Origin of the sequence: Burkholderia sp. WTPI3, from assembly GCF_021483755.1 — a bacterium.
Lineage (GTDB): Bacteria > Pseudomonadota > Gammaproteobacteria > Burkholderiales > Burkholderiaceae > Burkholderia.
In genome coordinates this window covers 73,008-87,876 of record NZ_JAGIXF010000025.1, presented here as the reverse complement: position 1 = coordinate 87,876, position 14,869 = coordinate 73,008, and the positions used below count along the sequence as shown (strand labels likewise).

Annotated in this window: 11 protein-coding genes, 7 tRNA genes and 1 pseudogene; 4 read left to right on the top strand and 15 right to left on the bottom strand. The window is 65.1% G+C overall.

The window, feature by feature from the left end; genetic code table 11:
- Both J7024_RS16325 and aceB read left to right on the top strand, forming a co-directional pair.
- A pseudogene (locus J7024_RS16325) lies at positions 1–86 on the top strand (haloacid dehalogenase); the annotation flags it as partial.
- 67 nt (positions 87–153) lie between these two features.
- Entirely contained in the window at positions 154–1,746 is a 1,593-nt protein-coding gene (gene aceB / locus J7024_RS16320; protein ID WP_234745302.1) for a malate synthase A, read from the top strand.
- A gap of 204 nt (positions 1,747–1,950) precedes the next feature.
- Here the strand turns inward: aceB and J7024_RS16315 are convergent, their stop codons facing one another.
- Entirely contained in the window at positions 1,951–2,364 is a 414-nt protein-coding gene (locus J7024_RS16315) for a gamma-glutamylcyclotransferase family protein (RefSeq protein ID WP_124830644.1), read from the bottom strand.
- A 286-nt stretch (positions 2,365–2,650) separates the two neighbouring features.
- Here J7024_RS16315 and J7024_RS16310 point away from each other — a divergent pair, with 286 nt between their 5' ends.
- Positions 2,651–3,532: an AraC family transcriptional regulator gene (locus tag J7024_RS16310; protein WP_124830645.1), complete on the top strand. Its 882-nt coding sequence runs from the start codon at positions 2,651–2,653 to the stop codon at positions 3,530–3,532.
- A 21-nt stretch (positions 3,533–3,553) separates the two neighbouring features.
- Here J7024_RS16310 and J7024_RS16305 read toward each other — a convergent pair whose 3' ends face one another.
- The 9 genes from J7024_RS16305 to gltX form a co-directional block, all read right to left on the bottom strand.
- Positions 3,554–4,018, bottom strand: a complete 465-nt coding sequence (locus tag J7024_RS16305) for a GNAT family N-acetyltransferase (protein WP_096507298.1) — start codon at positions 4,016–4,018, stop codon at positions 3,554–3,556.
- A 327-nt stretch (positions 4,019–4,345) separates the two neighbouring features.
- Positions 4,346–4,422, bottom strand: a tRNA-Asp gene (locus J7024_RS16300).
- A gap of 73 nt (positions 4,423–4,495) precedes the next feature.
- A tRNA-Glu gene (locus J7024_RS16295) sits at positions 4,496–4,571 on the bottom strand.
- 64 nt (positions 4,572–4,635) lie between these two features.
- Positions 4,636–4,712, bottom strand: a tRNA-Asp gene (locus tag J7024_RS16290).
- 78 nt (positions 4,713–4,790) lie between these two features.
- Positions 4,791–4,866: transfer RNA gene (locus J7024_RS16285), tRNA-Glu, on the bottom strand.
- Between the two features lie 63 nt (positions 4,867–4,929).
- Positions 4,930–5,006, bottom strand: a tRNA-Asp gene (locus J7024_RS16280).
- Between the two features lie 80 nt (positions 5,007–5,086).
- Positions 5,087–5,162, bottom strand: a tRNA-Glu gene (locus tag J7024_RS16275).
- Positions 5,163–5,303: 141 nt separating this feature from the next.
- Positions 5,304–5,379: transfer RNA gene (locus tag J7024_RS16270), tRNA-Ala, on the bottom strand.
- 137 nt (positions 5,380–5,516) lie between these two features.
- Positions 5,517–6,926: a glutamate--tRNA ligase gene (gltX, locus tag J7024_RS16265; protein WP_124829341.1), complete on the bottom strand. Its 1,410-nt coding sequence runs from the start codon at positions 6,924–6,926 to the stop codon at positions 5,517–5,519.
- A gap of 280 nt (positions 6,927–7,206) precedes the next feature.
- Between gltX and J7024_RS16260 the strand changes: the two genes are divergently transcribed.
- Positions 7,207–8,124, top strand: coding sequence for a patatin-like phospholipase family protein (locus J7024_RS16260; RefSeq protein WP_124829342.1), 918 nt, complete (start codon positions 7,207–7,209; stop codon positions 8,122–8,124).
- Positions 8,125–8,292: 168 nt separating this feature from the next.
- Here the strand turns inward: J7024_RS16260 and J7024_RS16255 are convergent, their stop codons facing one another.
- The 5 genes from J7024_RS16255 to J7024_RS16235 form a co-directional block, all read right to left on the bottom strand.
- On the bottom strand, positions 8,293–8,967 hold the full coding sequence (locus J7024_RS16255) for a C40 family peptidase (protein WP_124829343.1): 675 nt from the start codon (positions 8,965–8,967) through the stop codon (positions 8,293–8,295).
- 128 nt (positions 8,968–9,095) lie between these two features.
- Complete coding sequence (locus J7024_RS16250) at positions 9,096–10,718, bottom strand: ABC transporter ATP-binding protein (protein WP_124829344.1); 1,623 nt, start codon at positions 10,716–10,718, stop codon at positions 9,096–9,098.
- Positions 10,715–11,812: an ABC transporter permease gene (locus J7024_RS16245; RefSeq protein ID WP_124829345.1), complete on the bottom strand. Its 1,098-nt coding sequence runs from the start codon at positions 11,810–11,812 to the stop codon at positions 10,715–10,717. Before J7024_RS16245 ends, J7024_RS16250 begins: the two co-directional genes overlap by 4 nt.
- A 75-nt stretch (positions 11,813–11,887) precedes the next feature.
- On the bottom strand, positions 11,888–12,931 hold the full coding sequence (locus J7024_RS16240; protein ID WP_124829346.1) for a microcin C ABC transporter permease YejB: 1,044 nt from the start codon (positions 12,929–12,931) through the stop codon (positions 11,888–11,890).
- A gap of 52 nt (positions 12,932–12,983) precedes the next feature.
- Positions 12,984–14,867 carry an extracellular solute-binding protein gene (locus J7024_RS16235; protein WP_234745301.1) on the bottom strand — a complete coding sequence of 628 codons (1,884 nt, stop codon included), beginning with the start codon at positions 14,865–14,867 and terminating at the stop codon, positions 12,984–12,986.
- Positions 14,868–14,869 lie beyond the last annotated feature (2 nt).

Here is a 14,869-nt window from a genome sequence, read left to right as displayed (position 1 = left end):
GCATGGCCGACCTGCTCGCATTCCTCGCCACCCCGGCTCCGTCCGGCAAACCCGCAAACCGCGCGCGCCCCAGCCCGGGCGCATGACGTTCGCGGCGCTGCCGCCTTCCCCCTTCACCGAAACCGCAACTGACCGACCAAGGAGATGAGACTCATGAGCACCCCGATCACGCTGCCGCAAGGCATGGCGATCACCGGCGAAATCAAGCCGGGTTACGAAGCGATCCTGACGCCCGAAGCGCTCGCACTCGTCGCAGCGCTGCACCGCACGTTCGAACCTCGCCGCAAGGCGCTGCTGCAGGCCCGCGTCGAGCGCACCAAGCGCCTCGATGCCGGCGAACGCCCCGATTTCCTGGCCGACACGAAGGCGATCCGCGAAGGCGACTGGAAAGTCGCGCCGCTGCCGGCCGACCTGCAATGCCGCCGTGTCGAGATCACCGGCCCCGTCGAGCGCAAGATGATCATCAACGCGCTGAACTCGGGCGCCGACTCGTACATGACGGATTTCGAGGATTCGAACGCACCGAGCTGGACGAACCAGATCGACGGCCAGATCAACCTGAAGGACGCGGTGCGCCGCACGATCTCGCTCGAGCAGAACGGCAAGTCGTACCAGTTGAACGACAAGGTCGCGACGCTGATCGTGCGTCCGCGCGGCTGGCACCTCGACGAAAAGCACGTGACGGTCGACGGCCAGCGCGTGTCCGGCGGCCTCTTCGATTTCGCGCTGTTCCTGTTCCACAACGCGCAGGAACTGATCGCGCGCGGCTCGGGCCCGTACTTCTACCTGCCGAAGATGGAAAGCCATCTCGAGGCACGCCTGTGGAACGACATCTTCGTCGCCGCACAGGAAGTGGTCGGCGTGCCGCGCGGCACGATCCGCGCGACCGTGCTGATCGAAACGATCCTCGCCGCGTTCGAGATGGACGAAATCCTGTACGAACTGCGCGAACATAGCTCGGGCCTGAACGCCGGCCGCTGGGACTACATCTTCTCGGCGATCAAGAAGTTCAAGAACGACCGCGATTTCTGCCTGGCCGACCGTTCGAAGATCACGATGACGGTGCCGTTCATGCGCGCATACGCGCTGCTGCTGCTGAAGACCTGCCACAAGCGCAACGCGCCGGCGATCGGCGGGATGAGCGCACTGATTCCGATCAAGAACGATCCGGAAGCGAACGAGAAGGCGATGGGCGGCGTGCGCTCGGACAAGCAGCGCGACGCGACCGACGGCTACGACGGCGGCTGGGTCGCGCACCCGGGCCTCGTGCCGATCGCGATGGAAGAATTCGTCAAGGTGCTCGGCGACAAGCCGAACCAGATCGCGAAGCAGCGCGACGACGTGCAGGTCGAAGACAAGAACCTGCTCGACTTCCAGCCTGAAGCCCCGATCACCGAAGCCGGCCTGCGCAACAACATCAACGTGGGTATCCACTATCTCGGCGCATGGCTCGACGGCAACGGCTGCGTGCCGATCCACAACCTGATGGAAGACGCGGCCACGGCCGAGATCTCCCGCTCGCAGGTGTGGCAGTGGATCCGCTCGCCGAAGGGCGTGCTCGACGACGGCCGCAAGGTCACTGCGGAACTCGTGCGCGAATACGCGAAGGTCGAGCTCGACAACGTGAAGCGCTCTGTCGGCGGCAACACGCAGCCGTACGAGCGTGCCGCGGCGATCTTCGAACAGATGTCGACGTCGGAAGGCTTCACCGAATTCCTGACGCTGCCGCTGTACGAGGAAATCTGACGGCCGGACCGGGCCCTGCCCGGTCTGGTCTGGTCTGGTCTGGTCTGGTCTGGTCTGGTCTGGTCTGGTCTGGTCTGGTCTGGTCTGGTCTGGTCTGGTCTGGTCTTCGCCGTTCTACCCGCCTGCCCTATGCACCACCAATGAAAACAGCGCCCTGCGGGGCGCTGTTTTCATTGGTGGTGCTGTTGCCGGTCGTATGGAGGCTCAGGCGGCTTCCCGCTCGCGGCGATGCTGCACCCAGTCGCCCGACGCGATGCGCGGACGGTCGGCCGCCGCGTGCGCGGCAACCGGATAGTAGACGCACGCGTACTCACGGCCGCCGAGTTCGACGCTCACCGGCTCCTGACGGAACAGCGTGTCGACGCCCGGATAGACGCGCTCGATCTCGTCGAGCACGGGCATCAACTGCTCGTCGATTTCATACACGTCGCCCCATACGAGCGACTGGCTGGCCGAGCCGGCGATCATCCCCGGATACGTGCCGAAATCGTACAGTTCGCCGGGCAGCGCAGCCGCACCGAGCAGCGCCGGCGCGGCGATCCCGTGCCGCGTGGCCGCATGACCGATGTCGTTGGCCTCTCCCGCTCTCAACGTGCCGTAGACGAATACGTAGCGCATCTGGTTCTCCTCTTCGATTCAGGTCTTGCCGGACCGGACGCCGCGTGCGCGTCGCTCGCCCGCAAAACGCACAAAACACGGCCGCATCGATAGACCGCAGCGGCGGCCCGAAGGTTCTTGTCGACGGGCGGCACTGCCCGGTGCCGGCTCGTGCCGCACGCCGGAATTCGCACGGCCCCATACAAAGTTCATTTGAACGGTGCATTATCGGACGAAAAACCGCCGCATACACCTGAGCGGCGCCTTCTAAAATAACGGCATCGCCGCCGCGCAGCCCGAGTCGTCCATGAATCCGCCTGTCCAAGCCGACGCATCGAATCCCTACGACGTGATCGACATCCCGCCCGAGTTCGCGCCCACGCGCGCTCACCCGATGCGCGTTCGCGCGCGGCAGGTAGATGCCGGCCGCCGGATCCCACTGCACACGCACGCGTGGGCGCAGCTCGCGTACGCGTCGCGCGGCGTGCTGCGGGTCGCAACGACCGGGACGACGTGGATGGTGCCGCCGTCCCGTGCGATCTGGGTGCCGCCGCACATTACGCACGAGGTCGTGATTGTCGAAGAGGCGTATTTGCGCACGCTGTATATCGACGAGTCGATCGTGCCGGGCGGGCTCGATGCATGCCGGGTCGTCGAAGTGACGGGCTTGCTGCGGGAGCTGATCGTCGCGCTCGACGCACGCGACCTGAGCAGCACCCGCGAGCGTCTGCTGTGCGGGCTCGTGCTCGACGAACTGAGCCACGCCGAACCGCTGCCGCTCGCGGTGCCAATGCCCGACGAGAAACGACTGCGCACGCTGTGCGAATCGGTGCTCGCACAACCCGCGCATGCGGAGTCGCTCGAACACTGGGCGAGCGAAGTCGGCGCGAGCACGCGCACGATCTCGCGACTGTTCAAACAGGAACTCGGTGTGAGCTTCTCGCAATGGCGGCAGCAGGCGCTGCTCGCGCGCGCCATCCCGCTGTTGAACCAGGGTCGACCGCTGTCGCATATCGCACGCGAGCTCGGCTATCAAAGCCAGAGTGCGTTTTCGGCAATGTTCCGGCGCGCATTCGGCGAAAGCCCGCGCGCGTTCATGCTGCGCGGCTATGAACACCGCGGCCCGGAAGGCAGCATCGCGTCGGACGACGAAGTATCCGACGACGATGCGATCGGCAACGGACGCTGAGCGCGTCGAATCTTTACGCGCTCAGACCGGGCGCACCATGTGGCGGATCGATCCGAGCTGGGCAAGCCTCGGCCCCGTGACGCGGTAGCCCATGCGCTGGTAGAGCCGGGCGGCGGGATTGTCGACGAACACGCGCAACTGCAGTTCGTGCAACCCGCGGGCGCGCGCCCAGCGATGCGACATGTCGAGCATGTAGGTACCGGCGCCCTGCCCGCGATGGCCGGCCGCGATCTGCACGTCGCGGATATGCAGCGAATCGCCTTCCTCCGTCACGCGCAGCACGCCGATGCGTTCGCCGTCGGCCTCCAGGATGAAATTCTCGGATTCGCGCCAGCTCGCATAGAACAGGTCGCTGCGCCAGACAAGCCCATGGCGCTTGTAATAGCCGCCCATGTTGCCGTGCGTCAGCGCTTCGGCAAACGGGAAATCGCCGGGCTCCGCAGGCCGGAGCTGGTACAACAATCGCAGGTCGGTCGGATCGAGCATCGCGCAGGGGTCAAGAACGCATCCCGCCACGATAACGCAGTCGCGGGCGGATGCAATCGCGAATTTCTCGTAGCGGCGCCAACGGTGGCGCTCGCGCTGAAGCACAAATGAAAAAGCCCGCGCGAGGCGGGCTTCTTCATTTTCTGGCGGAGCGGACGGGACTCGCCTACATCCTGCAGGCCGCGGCTGCGCATGCATGCGCAGCCCTTCGCGTCCCGCCGGAAGCCGCGCAGGCGGCTTCCTCCACTCCGCAGTCACGCGCCCGCAAGCGGGCGCAACCGACGACGCAAATGAAAAAGCCCGCACGAGGCGGGCTTCTTCATTTTCTGGCGGAGCGGACGGGACTCGAACCCGCGACCCCCGGCGTGACAGGCCGGTATTCTAACCGACTGAACTACCGCTCCAGTCTTGCTTCTTGCCTGGCAGGCGTCGGTTACTTCCTGCCGGCGCATCGTTTGTTCGAACGACGCCGAAATCTGGCGTCCCCTAGGGGATTCGAACCCCTGTACTCACCGTGAAAGGGTGATGTCCTAGGCCTCTAGACGAAGGGGACAACGTGCTGCTTACATCTTTAATACAAAAGCCCGTTCAAAGCGTTCATTTGAACGGGCTTGTTCTGGCGGAGCGGACGGGGCTCGAACCCGCGACCCCCGGCGTGACAGGCCGGTATTCTAACCAACTGAACTACCGCTCCAGCTTTCTGCTCTACTACCTGCAGGACCACGTTCACGCCCTGCAAGCGCTGCGACACTTCTACGAAACGCCGCGAATCTGGCGTCCCCTAGGGGATTCGAACCCCTGTACTCACCGTGAAAGGGTGATGTCCTAGGCCTCTAGACGAAGGGGACAACGCACTGCTTACATCTTTAATACAAAAGCCCGCTCAAAAACGTCTTGAACGGGCTTCGTTCTGGCGGAGCGGACGGGACTCGAACCCGCGACCCCCGGCGTGACAGGCCGGTATTCTAACCGACTGAACTACCGCTCCATCTTTCTGCACCGTTACCTGCAGGACGTCGGTTACGTTCCTGCAAGCCTCGCGACACTTCTACGAAACGCCGCTGAATCTGGCGTCCCCTAGGGGATTCGAACCCCTGTACTCACCGTGAAAGGGTGATGTCCTAGGCCTCTAGACGAAGGGGACATGATCTTTTCAGATCAGTCTGACTTTCGCTATTCACTTATCGTCAACAGCGAAGGCCGAAATTTTAACTGCTTTAAATCATTTTGTGAAGCATTTATTACTACCGCCACGACTGCTTCGCAAATCAATCTTTTGTTCTGATGGTGGAGGTAAGCGGGATCGAACCGCTGACCTCTTGCATGCCATGCAAGCGCTCTCCCAGCTGAGCTATACCCCCTTGCAGAACAGAAATGAGATTATATGGACCGAATTCGAACTTGTAAATACCCTTTTTGCGATTCGAGCGAAATTTTTGCGAAGCCGACGCGACGCGACGTGACGTGACGTGCCGACGGCTTCCCGCATGCCAGAACCTCAGGCCAGCGCAGCCTCGATGCGCGACACGACGACGTCGCGACCGAACAGCACCAGCACCGCGTCGATCGACGGTGTATGCGTCGTACCGGCCACCAGCAGACGCACCGGCATCGCGAGCTGCGGCATCTTCAGCTTGTGCGTGCCGAGCGTCGCCTTCAGCGCGGCGGACACCGCTTCCTTCGTCCAGTCGGCCGCCTTCAACGCGGCGACGAGATCGGCCAGCGCCGGTCGCACGGCATCGGTCACGTGCTGCGAGATCGCATCGGCTTCCGGTGCCGGCACACGGTAGAACATTGCGGCGCCCTCCGCGATTTCCTTGACCGTCGTTGCACGGTCCTTCATCAGGCCGACAACGGCGTCGAGCGCCGGGCCCGTCGCGATGGCCGCATCGCCGATACCGAGCGCATCGAGGAACGGCTTCGCCAGCGCGGCGAGGCGCGCGTTGTCGGCTTCCTTTATGTAGTGGGCATTCAGCCAGCTCAACTTGCTGTGGTCGTACTGCGCGGGCGACTTGCCGAGATGCTCGAGATCGAACCATTCGACGAACTGCTCGCGCGAAAAGATCTCGGCGTCGCCGTGCGACCAGCCCAGACGTGCGAGATAGTTGACGACGGCCTCCGGTAGGAAGCCTGCGTCGCGATACGCCATCACGCTCATCGCGCCATGCCGCTTGCTCATCTTCTCGCCCTGCTCGTTCAGCACGGTCGGCAGGTGCGCATAGACGGGCGGCTCGCCGCCGAGCGCGTGCAGGATGTTGATCTGGCGCGGCGTGTTGTTCACGTGGTCGTCGCCACGGATCACGTGCGTGATGTTCATGTCCATGTCGTCCACGACCACGCAGAAGTTGTAAATCGGCGTGCCGTCCGGACGCGCGATCACGAGGTCGTCGAGTTCCTCGTTCGAGATCTCGACACGGCCCTTCACCGCGTCGTCCCACACGACCGTGCCGGTCAGCGGGTTGCGGAAACGCAGCACGGGCTTCACGCCGGCCGGCGGCTCGGGCAGCACCTTGCCCGGCTCCGGACGCCAGGTGCCGTCGTAGCGCGGCTTCAGGCCGGCTTCGCGCTGGCGCTCGCGCAGCGCGTCGAGTTCCTCGGCCGACATGTAGCACGGGTACGCGAGGCCCTTCTCGAGCATCTGCGCGAGCACCTCGCGATAGCGGTCCATCCGCTGCATCTGGTAGATCGGGCCTTCGTCGAAATCCAGGCCGAGCCACTGCATTCCCTCGAGGATCGCATCGACGGCTTCCTGCGACGAACGCTCGACGTCGGTATCCTCGATACGCAGCACGAACGTGCCCTTCATCTTGCGGGCGAACGCCCACGGATAAAGCGCGGAGCGGATGTTGCCGAGGTGAATGAAGCCGGTGGGACTCGGCGCGAAGCGGGTACGGACAGGACGGGTCATAAACGGTAACTCGAACGCCTGGGGCGCATGAATGATTCGACGCGGGATCGACGGCAACAGCCCGGACAGCAATGGGGCCGGCCGCGCCCGGAACGGGAAAGAAGCCGGAATTATACTCGCGCCGGTCATCGCGCCAAGCGCACCGCTTGCTTTATGATGTGCGCGCCGCGGCCGCCAGCCGGCGCCGCGCCGGCCGCACGGATCCCGCCGCACGGCCGCTCGGAACCAATCGCCGCCGCGGGCCGCACGGCCCGCCGCTAAGCCGCCGGAGAACCATTCGATGTCGTCCCCTCGCCTGTCGCGCCGCCACTTCACGATCGCGTGCGCGTCCGCCAGCCTCGCCGCCTGCACGTCGTTCGGCGACAAGTCCCGTCCCGACAACGCCGCGCAATCGCACGAGAAGCCCGTGAAGATCGGCATCGCGCTCGGCGGCGGCGCCGCCCGCGGCTTCTCGCACATCGGCGTGCTGAAGGCGCTCGAGGCGCGCGGCATCCCGATCGACATCGTCGCGGGCACGAGTGCGGGCTCGGTGGTCGGCGCGTTGTACGCATCCGGAATGAGCGGGTTGCAGATCAACAAGATCGCGCTCGACATGGATCAGGCGTCGATCAGCGACTGGGCGCTGCCGTTCCGCTCGCGCGGGCTGCTGCAGGGCGTCGCGCTGCAGAACTTTCTGAACAAGGCGCTCAACAACCGGCCGATCGAAAAGATGACCAGACCGCTCGGCGTCGTCGCGACCGATCTGCAGAGCGGCCAGCCGATCCTGTTCCAGCAGGGCAACACGGGTCTCGCGGTGCGCGCCTCATGCAGCGTGCCGTCAGTGTTCGAACCCGTGAAGATCGGCAACCGCGAGTACGTCGACGGCGGTCTCGTGAGTCCCGTGCCCGCGTCGTTCGCGCGCAAGATGGGTGCAAACTTCGTGATCGCAGTCGACATCTCGGCGCGCCCGGACGGTGCCGCGACCAATAACCCGATCGAGATGCTGCTGCAGACCTTCACGATCATGGGGCAGACGATCAAGACCTACGAGCTCGACAAATACGCGGATGTCGTGATCCGCCCGAACCTCGCGGCGATGGGCGGCAGCGACTTCAACCAGCGCAACGCAGCGATCCTCGCGGGCGAGGAAGCTGTCGCGCGCATCATGCCCGAGCTGCAGCGCAAGCTCGCGGCGGCTCGCGGCGTCGCGGCCGCGTAACACGAACGACCAAGCGCGCGCGACACACGGCGCGCGGCAGCCGACAGCGGCTCCGGCCGCCGTCGGCTGCCGATCCGCTTGCCACTCGCGCATCGCGCGCACCAAAACAAAAAACCCTGCCGCCTTTCGGTGACAGGGTTTTTTGATCCGGCGGTTTGCCGGCGAGCGTCAGTTGTTGCCGTTCGCCGTATCGTCACCGATCGTCGCGCGCACGCGCTGACGCAGATCGTCGGCCTTCATCGGAAACTCCGATTCGATCCGGCGCGCGCCGGTGAACCGCTTTTCCCAGTAGCCGTTGTCGAGATCGTCGACGCGAACGGTGCTGCCGGTCGACGGCGAATGCACGAACTTGTTGTCGCCGATATAAATGCCGACGTGCGAGAACGTGCGGCGCATCGTGTTGAAGAACACGAGGTCGCCCGGCTTCAGGTTGCTCATGCTGACCTTTTCGCCGACGCGGCTCATCTCTTCCGCACGACGCGGCAGCGACATGCCGAGCGTGTCCTGGAACACATAGCGCACGAAGCCGCTGCAATCGAGGCCGGAATCCGGGGAGTTGCCGCCCCAGCGATAGCGCACACCGATCATGTTGAGCGCGCTGACGACGACGTCGCCCGCCTTGCCCGCCATGCCGGACAGGAACGACTTCGCGCCGCCGCTCGACGGCTGTGCACTGGTCTGCTGGAGGGAGGAATTCGACCCGATCTGGGTCGAATTCGTGACATTTTGATTAAAACTGCTGACTTCGTCGGCGAACGCGCCGGGAGCTGCTGCGAACAGGGCGCCGATGAACAGCCCGGCGATGGTGCGCGCGCATGCCTGGGTCAGGGATCGATGCTGCATTGGTCGATGGAATTTGCTTAAAAATCAGCTGATTGGCGGAAAATTTCGGTCGATACTAGCCAGCGCGTAATCGTTTGTCAAAACAAATTAAAAAATACAATCGAGATGGTCAGACCATTGGACGCGTATCACGCTTTCCAGACCGCTTTCAACAGCTTTTGTGTGTAAGGATGTGACGGTTTCGTGAAGATGTCGGCAACGTCGCCGGACTCCACGACCGCCCCGCCCTGCATCACCGCGACCCGATGCGCCATCGCGCCGATCACTTCCAGGTCATGGCTGATGAATACATAGCCGAGGTTGTATTTCTGCTGCAAATTCGCGAGCAGTTTCAGCACCTGCTGCTGGATCGACACGTCGAGCGCGGAAGTCGGCTCGTCGAGGATCAGGATGCGCGGCTCCAGCACGAGCGCGCGCGCGATCGCGATCCGCTGGCGTTGCCCGCCCGAGAACTCGTGCGGATAGCGATGCAGCACCGTGCGGTCGAGGCCGACTTCGCGCAGCACCGCGAGCGACTTCGCGCGGCGCGCATCGGGCGTCAATTCCGGGCGATGCAGTTCGAGCCCCTCGCCGACGATCCGCTCGATCGTGTGGCGCGGCGACAGCGAACTGAAGGGATCCTGAAAGACAACCTGCATGTTCGAGCGCAGCGCGGTCTGCTCGCGACCGCGATAGGACGACAGCGCACGACCCTGGAATTCGATCTCGCCGTGCGCCGTCCGCTGCAGCCCGAGCAGCGCCATCGCGAGCGTCGATTTCCCGGAGCCGGATTCGCCGACGATGCCGAGCGTCTCGCCCTGCCGCACCGACACGGAGACGTCCGAGACCGCCGTCACCGGCATCGTGCCGAACCAGCCGGCAAAGCCCGGCCGCTTGCGCGCGAACTGAACACTGACGTGGCGCGCATCGAGCACGACCGGCGCGATCGGCATCACCGGCGCGACCGCACGCTGCGGCCGGCTGTTCAGCAAACGCCGCGTGTACGGATGCTCCGGCTCCGCGAAGATCCGCTCGACCGGCCCGCTTTCGACCAGCTTGCCGTGCTCCATCACCGCAACCCGCTCGGCGAAGTGCCGCACGAGATTCAGGTCGTGCGTGATCAGCAGGATCGCCATCCCGCGCCTTTCCGCCTCCTCGCGCTGCAGTTCGAGCAGCAGGTCGACGATCTGCGCGCGAATCGTTACGTCGAGCGCGGTGGTCGGCTCGTCGGCGAGCAGCAGCCGCGGCCGGCATGCAAGCGCCATCGCGATCATCGCGCGCTGGCGCTGACCGCCCGACAACTGGTGCGGGTAGCTGTCGACACGCTTCTCCGGCTCCTCGATGCCCGTGCGCGCGAGCAGCGCAATCGCACGCTTGCGCGCCTCGGCCGCCGTCACGCCGTCGTGCAGCACGATCGTCTCGCCGATCTGCACGCCGATCGTATATAGCGGATTGAGCGCCGTCATCGGCTCCTGGAAGATCATCGCGATATCCGAGCCGCGCAGCCCGCGCATCTGGCGCTCGCTCTTGCCGGCGAGATCGTGCCCCGCGAAACGGATCGTGCCGCTCACGTCGGCATCGCGCAGCAGCCGCAGGATCGACAACGCGGTCACGCTCTTGCCCGAGCCCGACTCGCCGACCAGCGCGACGCGCTCGCCGCGACCGATCGCGAGCGTCACGTCATCGACGGCCACCGTGTCGCCGAAGCGCACATGCAGATGCTCGAGCGACAGCAGCGGCTCGCCCTGCTTCGATACGGCCGTGTCGCTCATCGCTGGCCTCCCGCTGCACGCACCGAGTCGGAGATCCGCGTGTCGAGCGCGTTGCGCAATGCATCGCCCATGAAAGTCAGCAACAGCAGCGTCGCGACCAGTACGCTGAACGTCGACAGCGAGATCCACCACGCATCGAGATTGCCCTTGCCCTGCGCGAGCAACTCGCCCAGGCTCGGCGTCGGCGGCGGCACGCCGAGTCCGAGGAAGTCGAGGCTCGTGAGCGCGAGGATCGCGCCGCTCATCCGGAACGGCAGGAACGTGATCACAGGCGTCAGGCTGTTCGGCAGCACGTGGCGCCAGATGATCTGCCAGTTCGTGAGCCCCATCGCGCGGGCCGCGCGCACGTAGTCCTGCGTACGGTTGCGCAGGAACTCGGCGCGCACGTAATCGGCGAGCCCGATCCAGCCGAACAGCGACAGCAGCACGATCAGCAGCAGGAAGCTCGGCTCGAAGATCGACGCGAAGATGATCAGCAGGTAAAGCTCGGGCAGCGAACTCCAGATCTCGATCAGCCGCTGCCCGACGATGTCGATGCGGCCGCCGAAGAAACCCTGCACGGCGCCCGCGGCGATCCCGAGCAGCGTGCCGATCACGGTCAGGATCAGCCCGAACTCGACCGACACGCGGAATCCGTACACGAGCCGCGCGAGCAGGTCGCGCCCCTGCGCATCGGTACCGAGCCAGTTCGCGCGCGACGGCGGCGCCGGGTTGGGCACGGTCGAGAAGTAGTTCAGCGTGTCGTAGTAGTAGCGATTCGGCGGGTAGACGACGAAGTTGCCCGGCGCCTCGATCCGCTTGCGGACGTACGGATCGAGATAGTCCGCCGGCGTCGGGAAATCGCCGCCGAAGGTCGTCTCCGGATACGCATGGAACATCGGGAAATAGTAGTGGCCGTCGTAGTGCACGACGAGCGGCTTGTCGTTCGACCACAGCGGTGCGGCGAGGCTTGCCGCGAACGCGATGACGAAGATCACGAAGCTCCAGTAGCCGAGACGCTGCTGGCGAAAGCGCTGCCATACGCGGCGCGCGGGAGACGGCGACACGCGCGCGCGTGCCGCGTCGGTGCGGGACGACACGGCTACCCGACTCATCGCGCACCTCGCCCGGCGACGCCGGGCATGCGGGCAGGCGCGCCGGCAAGCGGCGTGCGAACGGACGGTTTCATGTCAGCGCTCCAGGTTGTCGAATTGAATGCGCGGGTCGACCCACACGTAGCAGAGATCGGAGATCAGCTTGGTCGCGAGCCCGATCAGCGTGAACAGGTACAGCGTGCCGAGCACGACCGGATAATCTCGCCGCACGACCGACTCGTACGACAGCAGCCCGAGGCCGTCAAGCGAGAACAGCGTCTCGATCAGCAGGCTGCCCGTGAAGAACGCGCCGATGAACGCGGCAGGAAAGCCGACGATCAGCGGCAGCATCGCGTTCCGGAACACGTGCTTCCACAGCACGGTGCGCTCGGCGAGCCCTTTCGCACGCGCAGTCAGAACGTACTGCTTGCGGATCTCGTCGAGAAACGCGTTCTTCGTGAGCATCGTGACGACGGCGAAGCTGCCGACGACCGACGCCGTGATCGGCAGCGCGATGTGCCACAGATAATCGAGCACCTTGCCGATCAGCGACAACTGGTCGAAGTTGTCCGACGTGAGCCCGCGCAGCGGGAACAGCTGCCAGAACGAGCCGCCGCCGAACAGCACGAGCAGCAGCACGCCTAGCACGAAACCTGGAATCGCATAGCCGACCAGCACGACGAGGCTCGTCGCGACGTCGAACGGCGAGCCGTTGCGCACGGCCTTCGCGATGCCGAGCGGCACCGAGATCAGGTAGGTGATGAAGAACGTCCACAGGCCGATGCTGATCGACACCGGCAGCTTCTGCACGATCAGCGACCACACGCTCTGGTGCCTGAAGTAGCTGTCGCCGAGATCGAAGCGCGCGAAGCGCTTCAGCATCAGCCAGTAGCGCTCGAGCGGCGGCTTGTCGAAGCCGTACAGTGCCTTCAGTTGCGCGAGCTGCTGCGCGTCGACGCCCGTATGCGCGCGCATGCCGAACGGCGCCGCGCCCTGCTCCGTCGCACCCTTGCGAAGCTCCTGCACGGCCTGCTCAACGGGGCCGCCGGGCACGAACTGGATCACGGCGAACGTGAGCGTGAGCACGCCGACGAGCGTCGGGATCATCAGCAGCAGGCGTTTGAGGATGTAGCTCCACATAGGGCGTCGACTCGCGATCGATAGGCTGGGTTGAACGAAGGGCCGGCAAGCATCAGTGATCGGGCTTGGCCCACCAGGTCGACACGACCCAGCCCTCGGCCGAATAGTACAGCGGCAGCGTTTGCGGATAGGCGAGCGTGCGCTTGTACGCGATCCGGTGCGTGGTGCTGTACCACTGCGGAACCGCGTAATAGCCGTGCATCAGCACGCGGTCGAGCGCATGCGTCGCATCGAGCAGTTCGTCGCGGGTCTGCGCGGCGCCGAGCGCATGCAGCAACGCGTCGACGGCCGGCGACTTCAGGCCGATGATGTTGTCGGAGCCCGGTTCGTCGGCGAACTTGCTGTCGAAGCGCGAGAACTGCTCGGCACCGGGCACCTGCACGCCCGGATAGCGGACCGTCGTCATGTCGTAGTCGAACGCGTCGAGCCGCTTTTGCAGCAGCGCATAGTCGGCCGTGCGAAAACGCGCGTCGATGCCGAGCTTCGCGAGATTGCGCTGGTAGGCCGTCACGATGCCTTCCATCGCCGCGCCCGAGTCGTCGAGGATCTCGAATGAGAACGGTTCGCCCTTCGCATTGCGCAACGCGCCGTCGCGGTAGGTCCAGCCGGCTTGCGCGAGCAGCACACGGGCCTTCAGCAGGTTCGCGCGCAGCGAGCCCGGGGGATTGGTGTCGGGCTGCGTGACCATCGGGCCGAACACGGCCGGATCGAGTTGCGCGCGCAGCGGCGCGAGCAGCTTCAACTCGCCCTGGTCCGGCGTGCCCGTTGCCTGCAGGTCGGTGTCGGCGAAATAACTGTCGAGGCGCGTGTACGCGCCGTAGAACAACTGGCGGTTCAGCCATTCGAAATCGAACGCGAGGTCGAGCGCCTGGCGCACGCGCACATCGCGAAACAGCGGACGGCGCAAGTTCATGAAGAAACCCTGCATACCCGCGCCGTTGTGCTGGCGGAATTCGCGCTTCACGAGCTCGCCGCTGTCGAAGCGCTTGCCGACGTCGCGTCGCGCCCAGTTGCGCGCGATGTACTCGACGAGCACGTCGTATTCGCCGGCCTTGAACGCCTCGAGCCGCGCGACGCCGTCGCCGTACAGCTTGTAGACGATCCGCTCGAAGTTGTTGGTGCCGACCCGCACCGGCAGATCGGCGCCCCAGTACGCGGGGTTGCGCCGGTACGTGATCGTTCGGCCGTTGTCGTAGCGCTCGATCAGGTACGGCCCGCTGCCGATCGGCTGCTCGAACGCGAGCTGGTCGAACGGGATGCGCGAGCCGTCCGCGCGCAAGCCCCACTTGTGCGAGAACACCGGCACGCCACCGGCAATCAGCGGCAACTCGCGATTCGCACTGCGGAACTCGAAGCGCACGGTCGCCGGGTCGACCACCACGGCCTTCGCGATGTCGGCGAAATACGCGCCGAACTGCGGCGCGGCGAGCTTGCTCTTCAGCGTGTCGAACGAATACTTGACGTCGTCGGCCGTGACCGGGTCGCCGTTGGAGAAGCGTGCGCGCGGGTTCAGATGGAATGTGACCGAGCGGCGGTCCGGCGCGATCTCGATGTCGTCGGCGAGCAGCCCGTACGCGGAAGCCGGTTCGTCGAGGCTGCCAGTCGCGAGACTCTCGAACAGCATGTCGATGCCCGGCGCGGGATTGCCGCGCATCGTGAACGGATTGAACTTGTCGAACGACGTGAGCCGGTTCGGGTTGGCGAGCACGAGTGTGCCGCCCTTCGGCGCGTCCGGATTGACGTAGTCGAAATGCTTGAAGCCCGGCGGATATTTCGGCTCGCCGTATTGCGCGATCGCATACGCTGCGTGTGCGGCCGTCGCGGCCAGCACCGCCTGTATTGCCAATACTGCCGCCGTGCGGCCGGCAACCCGTACGGCATGTGCGGCCCCGAAGCGGATGCGCGCGGCGACAATCCGGGGCGAACCCTTCGTCATAG

What these genes read in the sequence shown, in the direction of transcription:
- aceB (WP_234745302.1), top strand. Translation starts at nt 154, where the DNA reads ATGAGCACCCCGATCACGCTGCCGCAAGGCATGGCGATCACCGGCGAA.
- J7024_RS16315 (WP_124830644.1), bottom strand. Translation starts at nt 2,364, where the DNA reads ATGCGCTACGTATTCGTCTACGGCACGTTGAGAGCGGGAGAGGCCAAC.
- J7024_RS16310 (WP_124830645.1), top strand. Translation starts at nt 2,651, where the DNA reads ATGAATCCGCCTGTCCAAGCCGACGCATCGAATCCCTACGACGTGATC.
- J7024_RS16305 (WP_096507298.1), bottom strand. Translation starts at nt 4,018, where the DNA reads ATGCTCGATCCGACCGACCTGCGATTGTTGTACCAGCTCCGGCCTGCG.
- gltX (WP_124829341.1), bottom strand. Translation starts at nt 6,926, where the DNA reads ATGACCCGTCCTGTCCGTACCCGCTTCGCGCCGAGTCCCACCGGCTTC.
- J7024_RS16260 (WP_124829342.1), top strand. Translation starts at nt 7,207, where the DNA reads ATGTCGTCCCCTCGCCTGTCGCGCCGCCACTTCACGATCGCGTGCGCG.
- J7024_RS16255 (WP_124829343.1), bottom strand. Translation starts at nt 8,967, where the DNA reads ATGCAGCATCGATCCCTGACCCAGGCATGCGCGCGCACCATCGCCGGG.
- J7024_RS16250 (WP_124829344.1), bottom strand. Translation starts at nt 10,718, where the DNA reads ATGAGCGACACGGCCGTATCGAAGCAGGGCGAGCCGCTGCTGTCGCTC.
- J7024_RS16245 (WP_124829345.1), bottom strand. Translation starts at nt 11,812, where the DNA reads ATGAGTCGGGTAGCCGTGTCGTCCCGCACCGACGCGGCACGCGCGCGC.
- J7024_RS16240 (WP_124829346.1), bottom strand. Translation starts at nt 12,931, where the DNA reads ATGTGGAGCTACATCCTCAAACGCCTGCTGCTGATGATCCCGACGCTC.
- J7024_RS16235 (WP_234745301.1), bottom strand. Translation starts at nt 14,867, where the DNA reads ATGACGAAGGGTTCGCCCCGGATTGTCGCCGCGCGCATCCGCTTCGGG.